At 70.6% G+C, this 12,304-nt stretch carries 14 protein-coding genes, 1 pseudogene and 1 riboswitch; of the genes and pseudogenes, 14 read left to right on the plus strand and 1 reads right to left on the minus strand.

All coding sequences use genetic code 11. The annotated features are described in order from the left end of the window. Nucleotides 1-317: 317 nt before the first annotated feature. From VOI19_RS04595 to VOI19_RS04650, 12 genes are all read left to right on the plus strand, one after another. Complete coding sequence (locus tag VOI19_RS04595) at nucleotides 318-614, plus strand: DUF3263 domain-containing protein (protein ID WP_323791777.1); 297 nt, start codon at nucleotides 318-320, stop codon at nucleotides 612-614. Between the two features lie 5 nt (nucleotides 615-619). After that, nucleotides 620-1,126, plus strand: a complete 507-nt coding sequence (locus tag VOI19_RS04600; protein WP_323791778.1) for a LytR C-terminal domain-containing protein — start codon at nucleotides 620-622, stop codon at nucleotides 1,124-1,126. A gap of 74 nt (nucleotides 1,127-1,200) precedes the next feature. Next, nucleotides 1,201-2,046, plus strand: a complete 846-nt coding sequence (gene otsB / locus VOI19_RS04605; RefSeq protein ID WP_323791779.1) for a trehalose-phosphatase — start codon at nucleotides 1,201-1,203, stop codon at nucleotides 2,044-2,046. Between the two features lie 113 nt (nucleotides 2,047-2,159). After that, a riboswitch (SAM riboswitch) is annotated at nucleotides 2,160-2,307 on the plus strand. Nucleotides 2,308-2,316: 9 nt separating this feature from the next. Continuing rightward, nucleotides 2,317-3,645 (plus strand): threonine synthase, encoded by a 1,329-nt coding sequence (gene thrC, locus VOI19_RS04610; RefSeq protein WP_323791780.1) that lies wholly within the window; start codon nucleotides 2,317-2,319, stop codon nucleotides 3,643-3,645. 68 nt (nucleotides 3,646-3,713) lie between these two features. After that, nucleotides 3,714-4,250, plus strand: a complete 537-nt coding sequence (locus VOI19_RS04615; protein ID WP_323791781.1) for a GNAT family protein — start codon at nucleotides 3,714-3,716, stop codon at nucleotides 4,248-4,250. 70 nt (nucleotides 4,251-4,320) lie between these two features. Then, on the plus strand, nucleotides 4,321-5,169 hold the full coding sequence (locus VOI19_RS04620; protein WP_323791782.1) for an SGNH/GDSL hydrolase family protein: 849 nt from the start codon (nucleotides 4,321-4,323) through the stop codon (nucleotides 5,167-5,169). 79 nt (nucleotides 5,170-5,248) lie between these two features. Continuing rightward, complete coding sequence (locus tag VOI19_RS04625) at nucleotides 5,249-6,091, plus strand: TylF/MycF family methyltransferase (protein WP_323791783.1); 843 nt, start codon at nucleotides 5,249-5,251, stop codon at nucleotides 6,089-6,091. Then, nucleotides 6,088-6,456, plus strand: coding sequence for a hypothetical protein (locus tag VOI19_RS04630; protein WP_323791784.1), 369 nt, complete (start codon nucleotides 6,088-6,090; stop codon nucleotides 6,454-6,456). The genes VOI19_RS04625 and VOI19_RS04630 overlap by 4 nt, the downstream gene beginning before the upstream one ends. A 205-nt stretch (nucleotides 6,457-6,661) precedes the next feature. Next, entirely contained in the window at nucleotides 6,662-8,293 is a 1,632-nt protein-coding gene (gene groL / locus VOI19_RS04635) for a chaperonin GroEL (RefSeq protein WP_323791785.1), read from the plus strand. Between the two features lie 163 nt (nucleotides 8,294-8,456). Then, nucleotides 8,457-9,173 carry a hypothetical protein gene (locus tag VOI19_RS04640; RefSeq protein WP_323791786.1) on the plus strand — a complete coding sequence of 239 codons (717 nt, stop codon included), beginning with the start codon at nucleotides 8,457-8,459 and terminating at the stop codon, nucleotides 9,171-9,173. Between the two features lie 7 nt (nucleotides 9,174-9,180). Next, nucleotides 9,181-9,765, plus strand: a complete 585-nt coding sequence (locus VOI19_RS04645; protein ID WP_323791787.1) for a nucleotidyltransferase family protein — start codon at nucleotides 9,181-9,183, stop codon at nucleotides 9,763-9,765. Between the two features lie 28 nt (nucleotides 9,766-9,793). Then, a complete protein-coding gene (locus VOI19_RS04650; protein WP_323791788.1) occupies nucleotides 9,794-10,423 on the plus strand; it encodes a class I SAM-dependent methyltransferase in 630 nt (209 codons plus the stop codon). Here VOI19_RS04650 and VOI19_RS04655 read toward each other — a convergent pair. Further along, entirely contained in the window at nucleotides 10,398-10,784 is a 387-nt protein-coding gene (locus VOI19_RS04655; RefSeq protein WP_323791789.1) for a DUF2256 and DUF3253 domain-containing protein, read from the minus strand. The two genes, VOI19_RS04650 and VOI19_RS04655, sit on opposite strands and share 26 nt — an antisense overlap. 57 nt (nucleotides 10,785-10,841) lie before the next feature. On the opposite strand from VOI19_RS04655, the gene VOI19_RS04660 reads away from it, so the two are divergent. Both VOI19_RS04660 and VOI19_RS04665 read left to right on the plus strand, forming a co-directional pair. Next, complete coding sequence (locus VOI19_RS04660) at nucleotides 10,842-11,774, plus strand: AAA family ATPase (protein WP_416366321.1); 933 nt, start codon at nucleotides 10,842-10,844, stop codon at nucleotides 11,772-11,774. 15 nt (nucleotides 11,775-11,789) lie between these two features. Next, nucleotides 11,790-12,304 (plus strand): annotated as a pseudogene (locus tag VOI19_RS04665) (hypothetical protein); the annotation flags it as partial.

Consider the following 12,304-nt stretch of genomic DNA (forward strand, 5'->3'; position numbering starts at 1 on the left):
GGTGAAGGCTCTTGCCGACTGCGTCGTGCGTGAGCCGACGGCGACCAGGTGGGCGTCGTCGACCAGAGCGAGGTCCTCGGCGAAGGAGTGGGCGATCTTGCCGGTGGCCAGGATCCCCCAGCGGATGGGTCGCGTCATGGAGTCACCTTGCACCACTGGCAACCCGTCCCGAACCCGTCCTGCACCCATCCCGGACCCCACCAGTCACACCTGTCACGCAACCGCGAGCCGAATGACAACCCTGTGATTAGGCGTCTACAGTGATCCCAGCAGCACACCGGACTCGTGCCGCACCCCGATCTCTCAGGAGACCTGCGATGGAAGCCCAGCGCACCGACCACCTCGACGCCGCGAAGGCTGCCGAGTCCCTGAGCGACCGCGATCGCGAGATCCTCGAGTTCGAGCGCCAGTGGTGGAAGTACGCCGGGGCCAAGGAGAGCGCGGTCCGCGAGAAGTTCGACATGAGCTCCACTCGTTACTACCAGGTGCTCAACGCCCTCATCGACCGGCCCGAGGCCCTCGAGGCCGACCCGCTCCTGGTGCGCCGTCTGCGCCGTCTGCGCTCGCAGCGCCAGCGCCAGCGCTCGGCCCGCCGTCTCGGCTTCGAGGTCTGATCCCCGTGGCCGGTCGTCCCGAGCTGGGTCGCGGCAATGGTGTCGTCTTCCCCTCGCCCGTCGTCATCCTGAGCATCCTCGCCGTCGTGATGGCGGCGGTCGCCTTCGTCGCGACCCGAGGTGCCACCCCTGACGAGCGGGAGATCGCCACCCCGGTCCGGCAGGACACCTCGGCGTCGGCATCGCCGACGACCGAGCCGACCACCCCCGAGGCCACCAAGAAGCCGAAGCCGGCGATCAAGCGCTCGAAGGTCTTCGTCGAGGTCTACAACAACTCCGGCATCACCGGCCTCGCCGGTGTGGTGGGTGGCCAGGCCACTGCCGTGGGCTGGCAGGTCGTGGGCACCGACAACTGGTACGGCAACATCCCCACCAACACCGTCTACTACCCCGACCGGCTCAAGCGCGCGGCCAAGCAGCTCGCCCTCGACCTCGGCATCCAGCGCACCGCCGGTGCCGACGGGGCGATGAAGCTCGACCGGCTCACGGTCATCCTCACCTCCGAGCTCTAGTCGACGCCGGCGCTCACGCGTCGGTTTCCTCACGCATCGCCCCCCGGCCGGGCCAGGCGTGGTTGGGTGGAGGCGTGGAATTCACGTCGGTGCAGGGCGAGCAGCGCTACGCGGCGCTCGTCAGAGCGGCCCCCGAGACCGTGGTCGGTCTGGACTTCGACGGCACCCTGGCGCCGATCGTCGACGACCCCGAGAAGGCGCACATCCACCCCGATGCCGACGCCGTCCTGACCGACCTGGCCACCCAGGTGAAGGCGATCGCGGTCATCACCGGTCGCCCGGCCCGGCAGGCCCTGGACCTCGGCGGGCTCGAGCAGGTCGGGGACGACGTCGCCGCGACCGGCAAGGACCTCTACGTCTTCGGCCAGTACGGCAACGAGCGGTGGAGCTCGAGCGCACGGCGCGTGGTCGGTCCTCGACCGCCGGCCGGGCTGGCCTCCTTCGAGCGTGAGCTGACCCGGACCCTGCGCCGTCTCGATGCCGCCGACGCGTTCGTCGAGGACAAGGGCCTCGCGGTCGCCGTCCACACACGTCGCCTCGACGACGCGGACGCCACCTTCGAGCGGCTGCTGCCCGAGCTGCGCGAGCTGGCCCAGCGCCACGACCTGGTGGTGGAGCCCGGCCGGAGCGTCATCGAGGTCCGTTCACCCGGGGTGCACAAGGGCCGTGCCGTGCGCACGCTCGTCGAGGAGCTCGGGGCGGGCGGCTTCGCATTCGCCGGCGACGACCTGGGCGACCTCGAGGCGTTCGAGGCGGTGCGCGACCTCGCGGGCGACGGAATGCCGACGTTGCTGATCTGCTCCTCCTCGGAGGAGGAGAACGCCCTGGTCGACCTCGCCGACGTGGTCGTCCGCGGGCCCGAGGGCGTGCTGGCCCTGCTCGCCCAGCTCAGCGACGACGCCCGCCAGCTGCGAGCCTGACCTCGGGGTCTGGTCCGGTCCGGTTCGGACCCGGGCCCGACGCGACCCGCATCACGTCCACATGTCGGGACGCGATGACGCATCGTGAGACGACTCGACGTACAGTTTCGAACAGCTCATCAAGAGGGACTGAGGGAACGGCCCAGTGAAGTCCCGGCAACCGCCACTTTTGCCTCCGCCCCCGGACAAGACCCGGGACGGATAAGTGGAAACGGTGCTAATTCCGCCTGGATGCGAGATTCGCCCCAGGGAAGATGAGGAGGAGGACTCATGAGCACCCTGACCACCAACACCCCCACGACCGCCGCGGGCACCGCGGCCACCGCGGCCACCGCCGGCGAGGTCGTCGAGAACGCCGGCCCCCGCGAAGGTGCCTTCGGCAACGCGACCGGCCTCTCGTGCCGCGAGTGCGGCAACGTCGTCGAGCTCGGCCCTTTCTATGCCTGTCCGGAGTGTTTCGGCCCCCTCGAGGTGGCCTACGCCTACCCGAAGATCACCCGCGAGGAGATCGAGGCCGGCCCGCGCAACATCTGGCGCTACAAGGCGCTGCTGCCGGTGCCGACCGACATCGAGCAGAGCCCCAACACCGAGCCCGGCTTCACCCGGCTCCTCAAGGCCGACAACCTCGGCCGCGAGCTCGGCATCGACAACCTGTGGGTCAAGGACGACTCGACCAACCCGACGAACTCCTTCAAGGACCGCGTCGTGGCCTGTGCGCTCAGCGCCGCCACCGAGTTCAAGAGCAAGGTCTTCGCCTGCCCCTCGACCGGCAACCTCGCCAACGCCGTCGCTGCGGCCGGTGCCCGCGCCGGCATCCGCACCGTGGTCTTCATCCCGAGCAACCTCGAGAAGCCCAAGCAGGTCAACTCCGCCATCTTCACCGACTCGCTCGTCGCCGTGAACGGCAACTACGACGACGTCAACAAGCTCGCCCAGGAGATCGCCGGCGAGGAGGACGGGTGGGCCTTCGTCAACGTCAACGTCCGTCCCTACTACGCCGAGGGCTCCAAGACGCTCGGCTACGAGATCGCCGAGCAGCTCGGCTGGCGCCTGCCCGACCAGATCGTCATCCCGGTGGCCTCCGGCTCGCAGCTGACCAAGGTGCACAAGGCGTTCAAGGAGCTCATCGCGCTCGGTCTGGTCGAGGACAAGTCGTTCAAGATCTACGGCGCCCAGGCGACCGGCTGCTCGCCGGTCTCGGTGGCCTACAAGGCCGGCGTCGATGCGATCCGTCCGGTCAAGCCCGACACGATCGCCAAGAGCCTGGCCATCGGCAACCCGGCTGACGGCATCTACGTGCTCGACATCTGCCGCGAGACCGGTGGGGCCGTCGAGGACATCACCGACGACGAGGTCCGTGAGGGCATCGTGCTGCTCGCGCGCACCGAGGGGATCTTCACCGAGACCGCCGGCGGCACCACCGTCGGCGTGCTGAAGAAGCTCGTCGAGTCGGGCCAGCTCGACCCGACGCTCGACACCGTCGTGATCAACACCGGTCACGGCCTCAAGACCCTGGATGCCGTCGCCGACGCCGTGGCACCCGCCGCGACGATCGACCCGTCCTACGCCGCCTTCGTCGGCACCGGCCTCGGCGCCTGAGCCCAGCCGACGACGGCGCAGCCGGTCGACCGCAGGTGCGGTCGACGGCGCCGTCGTAGGGTGCTCGCGTGCCCGAGAAGCCTGTGGTGTCGCTGCGTCCGCGCACCGACGACGACCTGGACCTGCTGCACGAGATCGCCGCCGATCTCGACACCTGGGAGGAGCGCAACCCGGAGGCGCCGCGACCGGTGCCGCGGGCACGTTTCGACGCGAGGGCGACGGGCGCCGACGGTGCCGAGGGCCCCACGTCGGCGCTGTTCCTCGTGATCGACGTCGACGGCGTCGCTGCCGGGAGTGCGACGTTGTTCGACTTCGACCTGCTCTCACGTCACGCCGAGGCCGGCATCAACCTGGCCAGGAGCGCGCGGGGCCGCGGCGTCGGCACGGCCGCGATCAGGCAGCTCGTCGAGTTCGGGTTCGTGCGGCACAACCTGCGGCGGGTGCACCTCCAGGCGATCTCCTCCAACGCCGCGGCGATCCGCGCCTACGAGAAGGCGGGCTTCGTGATCGAGGGTCGACAGCGGGAGCACGCCTGGGTCCGCGGCGCCTACGAGGACATCGTGCGCATGGGGATCCTCCGCTCCGAGTGGGAAGCCACGACCTGACGCCCGACCGACGCCTGTTCCTCACGCCTGCGCCGGGTCCCGTTCACGGCGGCGTGGTTGAACAAGTGGCATGCCTCGACAACCTCTCCTCGCCGTCGCCGCAGCCGCGCTCGCGGCCGGCACCCTCGGGGCGTCGTACGGCGCCCGGGAGATGCTGCACCGGCAGGCGGCCGCGGCGAGGCACCTGATCGGCAAGCCCCTCGGCGAGCACGCGCCGTACGCCGACCGGGTCTGGACGTCGTCGCACGGCGGTGACCCGCTCGACCTGCTGCTGCTCGGTGACTCGATCGCTGCCGGCCTCGGGGCGGAGCGGCGCAAGGACACCCTCGGAGGCCGGCTGTCGAAGGGGTTGGCCAAGAAGACCGGTCGGCCGGTGCGGCTGCGCACCGTGGCAGTCGTCGGCTCGGAGAGCTCCGAGCTCGCTGCTCAGCTCGAGACCCTGGAGGCCGACTACGCCCCCGACCTCGCCGTGATCGTGGTGGGCGGCAACGACGTCACGCACCGGGTGCCGGTCGCCGAGTCCGTGGCGCACCTCCAGCGCGCCGTCCATGCTCTGCGCACCCGTGGTGCCGAGGTGGTCGTCGGCACCTGCCCCGATCTCGGCGCGCTGCGTCCTGTGCCGCAGCCGCTGCGCACGCTCGGCTCGCGGGCCTCACGCCAGCTCGCGACCGCGCAGGCGCAGGCGGCGGTGGGGGCCGGGGCGCACGCGGTCTCGCTGGCCCGGGTCGTGGGGCCGTTCTTCATCAGCAACCCCGACGAGATGTTCAGCCTCGACCGCTTCCACCCCAGCGCGCTCGGCTACCGCCGTACGGCGGCTGCGCTGCTCCCCTCGCTGCTGATCGCCCTCGGTCTCCACGACGAGGTGCCGTTCGGCCACGACTCGCCCCGGGCAAGCGCCGACTCGCGGGGGAGGGGGTGAGGGGGCACGCGGTCACGAGGCCGTTCCGTACGGCGTGCGCCGTCGCCATGCAGGGGGTGAGGTCGGCTAAGGTCCAGCCGTGACTGCCTCCACCACCGAAGCCTCCAGTCCCGCTGTGGACCTCTACCTGAACACGATGGCGAAGATGCTGACCCGCTACGGCTTCGAGGGCCGCAACGTGACGGTCAAGTTCAAGCCCCGCTCCTACGAGGGCTACCTCTGGGACCTCGTCCGCAACGCCACCCGTGACCGCGACATGCGCATCGTCGAGGCCGGGGAGTTCGACGGCTCCGTGCGCGAGGTCGGCCGTGACTGGCCGGCCGACGCCGAGACCATGGTCGGGCTCAAGCGGCTCGCCAACGTGCGCCACTGTCTCGAGACCGTGATCGCCGACGGCATCGAGGGTGACTTCATCGAGACCGGCGCCTGGCGCGGCGGCACGTGCATCTACGCCCGCGCCATCATGGCGGCCCACGGCGTGACCGACCGCAAGGTCTGGGTCGCCGACTCCTTCGAGGGCCTGCCGGCTCCCGACGGTCGCTTCGAGGCCGACCAGGGCGACCAGCACCACACCAAGGTCGAGCTGGCCATCTCGGTCGAGCAGGTCGAGGAGAACTTCCGCCGCTACGACCTCTTCGACGACCAGGTCGAGCTGCTCAAGGGCTGGTTCTCCGACACCCTGCCGACCGCACCCATCGAGAAGATCGCGGTCCTGCGTCTCGACGGCGACATGTACGCCTCGACGATGGACGCCCTCGAGCCCCTCTACGACAAGGTGCCTGTCGGTGGCTACGTGATCGTCGACGACTACGGCGCCGTCAAGGCCTGCGCCCAGGCGATCCACGACTTCCGCGACGCCCGTGGCATCACCGACGAGCTCATCGAGATCGACTGGGCCGGGGTCTACTGGAGGAAGTCGTGACCGACGGCCCTGCACCCGAGCACCCCCAGCATTCCGTCGTCGACGGCGAACCCGCGAGCCATGCGGAGGACCCGATGCGGCGCATCAAGCGTCTCGAGCGCGACCTCGCCAGCGCGCGCAAGTGGTCGATGAAGTCGACGCGCCAGCTGCACGCCGCGGTGTCCAAGGACGTCCGGGCCGCCGAGCGGCGCGCCAAGCAGGCCGAGGACCGCGCCGTCGCGGCCGAGGAGCGCATCGAGAAGCTGCAGAAGCGCGCACGCAAGGCCGAGGCCGAGCTGGCCGAGGTGCGCAACAGTGCGACCTGGAAGGCCGGCCGCGTCGTCGTCGGCGTGCCGGGCAAGCTCAAGCGGCTCGGTCGCGGCTAGCCGATACCCGGGTCGGGTTGTCACTCTCAACAGGAGAGTGCTAAACATGGTGTTAGCACTCTCATCATGAGAGTGACAATCCGGAGCGGTGCCAGCTGAGGTCCTCAAGCCCGACGAGAATGGTTCGTCGGAGAGCGGGATCGTCCGTCGCGGGCAGCCCACCGATCTTCGGACCCACCGACTCCCACAAGAGGAATCGCAGATTATGGCGAAGCTGATTGCTTTCAACGAGGAGGCCCGGCGCGGCCTGGAGCGTGGCATGAACACGCTCGCCGACGCCGTCAAGGTCACCCTGGGCCCCAAGGGCCGCAACGTCGTGCTCGAGAAGAAGTGGGGTGCGCCCACCATCACCAACGATGGTGTGAGCATCGCCAAGGAGATCGAGCTCGAGGACCCCTACGAGAAGATCGGTGCCGAGCTCGTCAAGGAGGTCGCCAAGAAGACGGACGACGTCGCTGGCGACGGCACCACCACGGCCACCGTGCTGGCCCAGGCGATGGTCCGCGAGGGCCTGCGCAACGTCGCCGCGGGTGCCAACCCGATGAGCCTCAAGCGCGGCATCGAGGCCGCTGTCGCCGCCGTGTCGGACCACCTGTCCAACATGGCGATCGACATCGAGACCAAGGAGCAGATCGCTGCTACCGCCTCGATCTCGGCTGCTGACTCCACCGTCGGCGACATCATCGCCGAGGCGATGGACAAGGTCGGCAAGGAAGGCGTCATCACCGTCGAGGAGTCGAACACGTTCGGCCTCGACCTCGAGCTGACCGAGGGGATGCGCTTCGACAAGGGCTACATCTCGGCCTACTTCGTGACCGACCCCGAGCGCATGGAGACCGTGCTGGAGGACCCCTACGTCCTCATCGCCAACTCCAAGGTCAGCAACGTCAAGGACCTGCTGCCCCTGCTCGAGAAGGTCATGCAGTCCGGCAAGCCGCTGGTCATCATCGCCGAGGACGTCGACGGCGAGGCCCTGTCCACGCTGGTCGTCAACAAGATCCGTGGCACGTTCAAGTCCGTGGCCGTCAAGGCCCCCGGCTTCGGCGACCGCCGCAAGGCCATGCTCCAGGACATCGCGATCCTGACCGGCGGCCAGGTCATCTCCGAGGAGGTCGGCCTCAAGCTCGAGTCGGCCGGCATCGAGCTGCTCGGCCAGGCCCGCAAGGTCGTCATCACCAAGGACGAGACCACCATCGTCGAGGGTGCCGGCGACCAGGGCCAGATCGAGGGCCGGGTCAACCAGATCCGTGCCGAGATCGAGAAGTCCGACTCCGACTACGACCGCGAGAAGCTGCAGGAGCGCCTGGCCAAGCTGGCCGGCGGCGTTGCGGTCATCAAGGTCGGCGCGGCCACCGAGGTCGAGCTCAAGGAGCGCAAGCACCGCATCGAGGACGCCGTTCGCAACGCGAAGGCTGCCGTCGAGGAGGGCATCGTCGCCGGAGGCGGCGTCGCACTGGCCCAGGCCGGTGCCACCGCGTTCGACAAGCTCGACCTGACGGGCGACGAGGCCACTGGTGCCAACATCGTGCGCGTCGCGATCGAGGCCCCGCTCAAGCAGATCGCGGTCAACGCCGGTCTCGAGGGCGGCGTCATCGCCGAGAAGGTGCGCAACCTGCCCGTCGGTCAGGGCCTCAACGCCGCGACCGGCGAGTACGTCGACATGATCGCCACCGGCATCATCGACCCGGCCAAGGTGACGCGCTCGGCGCTGCAGAACGCGGCCTCCATCGCCGCGCTCTTCCTCACCACCGAGGCCGTCGTGGCCGACAAGCCCGAGAAGGCGGCGCCGATGCCCGGCGGCGGCGACATGGGCGGCATGGGCGGCATGGACTTCTGATCCGCCCGCTCCAGCACCACTGATTCACCTCACTGGCCCATCGCGACCTCGGTCGCGGTGGGCCAGTGGCCATTTCGGGCCGGGCCCGCGGCACGCTGCGCGAGAATGTGCGAAAGATTCGTGCCGTTGGCGGACATGAGATGTCGAGGGAAGGGAAGAAGCCATGAGCGAGGCGCACGACGAGGACCTACGGGCCCTGCTCGCCACCGCTGACCCGGCTGCCGCCCTGCCCCCGGCCGACCCCGCCGGGGTGGCCCGACTGATGGAGGACCTCATGCCCGAGATGCCCGAGCACACTGATGTCCACGAGGGCGTGACCACCGAGAACCGCGCCGACCACCTGCGCCAGCGCAGCCGCCTCACCTGGATCGTCGCAGCGGCCGCCGCAGCCGTCATCGTGGGAGGTGTCGCCTTCGTGCTGATCGGCGGCAGCGGTGAGGACGGTCCAGGCTCGGCGGGTTCCGAGGTCGTCGACTCGAGAGTCACCGGCGACGCCGACGGTGCCATCGATCCCGGAGAGGCGGCGAGCGTCACCGAGCTGACCCTGTCCGGCGACGCGTCGGCTGCGCGCTGCCTGACCCCCGAGTCGGCCCCCCAGGTCGTGGCTGCGCAGACGCTCGTCGTCGACGCCGTCGTCGAGTCGATCAGCGGGGGCGTCGTGACCCTGGCGCCGACGACCTTCTACGCCGGCGAGGCCACCGACCTCGTGACGGTGTCGGAGCCGGAGGGCGACCTGACCCGACTCCTCGCCGGGGTGGAGTTCACCGAGGGCGGGCGCTACCTCGTCTCCGCCACCGACGGCCGGGTCACGCTGTGCGGCTTCAGTGGCCCCTACAGCGCGTCGCTGGCCGGGATCTACAAGCGCGCCTTCACCGGGTGACCACCGGATGAGCGTCGTCGGACTGCTGCTCGCCGCCGGAGCCGGCTCGCGCATGGGCCGACCCAAGGCCCTGGTGCACGACCCGGACGGCACCTCGTGGCTGGTGCGTTCGATCGAGGTGCTGCGTGACTCGGGGTGCGACGAGGTGGTCGTCGTGCTCGGCGCCCAGGCCGACGAGGCCAGGGCGTTGGTGCCGTCGGGCGTGCCCGCCGTCGTCGCCCAGGACTGGGCCGACGGGATGGCGGCGTCGCTGCGGTGCGGCCTGCGCGCGCTGGCCACGACTGATGCGGACCTCGCGGTGGTCACGCTGGTGGACCTCCCCGACGTCACGGCCGAGGTCGTCCGCCGCGTGGTGGCGACCGCGACGGGCCCGCGCGCGCTCGCCCGGGCGTCGTACGACGGGCTGCCGGGGCACCCGGTCGTCCTCGGGCGCGACCACTGGTCGGCGATCGCTGACGACGTGACCGGTGACGAGGGCGCCAAAGGCTACCTGCGTCGCCACGACTGCGCGCTCGTCGAGTGCGGTGACCTCGCGACCGGGGCCGACCAGGACACACCGCCCGGGGCCGACGTCGAAGCCGGAGAGGCCTGAGCCGGCGCCGTTGGGCATGATGAGGACCATGGGTTGGTGGGAAGAACGTGTCGTGCCCGGGCTGGTCGACCGCGCGCTCAAGGGCAAGGAGATCGGTGAGCTGCGCGCCGAGGCGTGCGCCGGCCTGAGCGGCACCGTGCTCGAGCTGGGGTTCGGCAGCGGTCTCAACTTGCGTCACCTGCCCGACACCGTGACCCGCGTCGATGCCGTGGAGCCCTCCGACCGGGGGTGGGCGATGTCGGAGCGTCGCCGCTCCCGCCACGACCTGCCGGTGCACCGGGTGGGGCTTGACGGCCAGCGACTCGACGCCGACGACACGTCGTACGACCACGTGCTCTGCACGTTCACGCTCTGCACGATCCCGGACCCGGCCCTCGCGCTGCGCGAGGTGCGTCGGGTGCTGCGCCCCGGAGGCACCTTCGCGTTCCTCGAGCACGGAGTGGCGCCCACCGACCGCATGGCCCGCTGGCAGCACCGGCTCGACCCGGTGCAGCGCCGTGTGGCCGGCGGCTGTCACCTGACCCGCGACGTGAGCGGCCTGGTCGCCGCCTCCGGCCTGGAGATCGACTCGGTGCGGGCGGAGTACCTGCCCGGCCCGCACACGCCGTGGACCTTCGGCTACCTCGGGACGGCTACGGCCGTGCCCGTCGGATCCTGATCGGGCCCTTCGCGGTCGACGGGTCGACCACGTGGCCTGCCTGGGTGATCTCGACCTCGCCGGCGTCGACGAGCCTGCGTGCCGCCCGACGGGCCGGCTCCATCAGCTCGCGCCAGTCGGTGTCCTGCTCGCCGCCGACCTTGCGAGCCGCCTCCGAGGGGCAGATCGTCGCGTCGCGGGCCCGAGCCGACAGCAGGTCGGTGATGGCGGACTCGAGGGCGCGGTCGACGGGGCTCACCCCACGCGCACGACACGACTTCGAGCAGTAGCGCACGTCGTCCCAGTCACGCTCCCACTTCTTGCGCCACTCGATCCGCCGCCCGCAGGCGACGCAGGTCTTCTCAGAGGGAGTGCCGGCCACAGGGCGATCCAAGCACGGCCAACCTGACACCAACGGGCGTCTGGCTAGCCTGTGAGCGTGGACACCTCCCCGGTCGAGCCTGCCTCGGGTCACAGCGCGACGCTCGACGTCGTCGACCCTGCGGACGTCGCCGCCCGGCTGGCCGGCACCGGCTACCTCTGCGACGACGACCTGGCTACGGTGGCCTTCCTCGCCCTGCGGATGCAGCGCCCGCTGCTGCTCGAGGGCGAGCCCGGCACGGGCAAGACCGCGCTCGCCGAGGCCCTCGCCCAGATGCTCGACATCCCGCTCGTGCGACTGCAGTGCTACGAGGGCATCGACGCCACGCAGGCGCTCTACGACTGGGACTTCCCGCGCCAGGTGCTCCACCTGCGCGCCCTCGAGGCTGTTGGTGGCGCCGACGGCGGTGCGGCCGGCGTCGAGGAGGCCGAGAAGGACCTGTACGACGAGCGCTTCCTGCTCGCACGCCCCGTGCTCACCGCGCTCCAGCAGAGCCCGGCCGTGCTGCTCGTCGACGAGATCGACCGCGCCGACGACGAGTTCGAGGCCTTCCTGCTGGAGGTGCTCTCGACCTACCAGGTGAGCATCCCCGAGCTCGGCACGGTGCGGGCCGCCACGCCTCCGATCGTCGTCCTCACCTCCAACCGCACCCGTGAGCTGCACGACGCCCTCAAGCGGCGTTGTCTCTACCACTGGATCGACCACCCCGGCCTCGACCGAGAGGTCGCCATCGTGCGCTCGCGGGCTCCGGAGGTCTCCGAGTCGTTGGCCGCCCAGGTCGTGGGCGTGGTGCAGCAGCTGCGGCACCGCGGTGACCTGGAGAAGCCGCCCGGGGTGGCCGAGACCCTCGACTGGGCCCGCGCCCTGGAGCACCTGGGCACGACCGAGCTCGACCTGGAGTCGTCGGCGCGCACCCTGGGGGCGCTGGTGAAGTATCGCGAGGACGCCGATCGCGTGCGCCAGGCGCTCGACGTCATGCTGCGACCGTGAGGGACGGTGGTTGAGGTGCACGAGACGAGCATCGAGACCCACGCGCCCGACGAGCTGCTGCTCGGCTTCACCCGCGCTCTGCGGGCCGCCGGAGTCGGCGTCACCCACGACCGCAGCGCCGGGTTCCTGGCCGCTGCTGCCGAGGTGGGGCTGGGTGACCAGCGGGCCGTCTTCGTCGCCGGGCAGGCCACGCTCTGCTCGTCGCCCGACGACCTGCTGCGCTACGCCCAGGTGTTCGACGCCTGGTTCAACTTCCGGGAGGGCCTGCCCCGCGAGCAGCCCGCGGCGCCGTCCCCGCCGTCGTACTCCGAGCTGGACCTGGACGACGCCGACCCCGACGACGACGGTGCGACCGGCGACGTGGAGATGCTGCGCGCTGCAGCGAGCGAGGCCGAGATCCTGCGCCACCGGGACGTGGCGGCGATGACGCCGTCGGAGAAGCGACGCCTCGACGCGATGTTCGCGACCCTGCGTCCGCGACCGCCGCTGCGGCGCACGGTGCGCCACGAGGCGTGGCGGCGCGGCCAGGT

This window comes from Nocardioides sp., from assembly GCF_034670285.1.
Taxonomy (GTDB): Bacteria; Actinomycetota; Actinomycetes; order Propionibacteriales; family Nocardioidaceae; genus Nocardioides.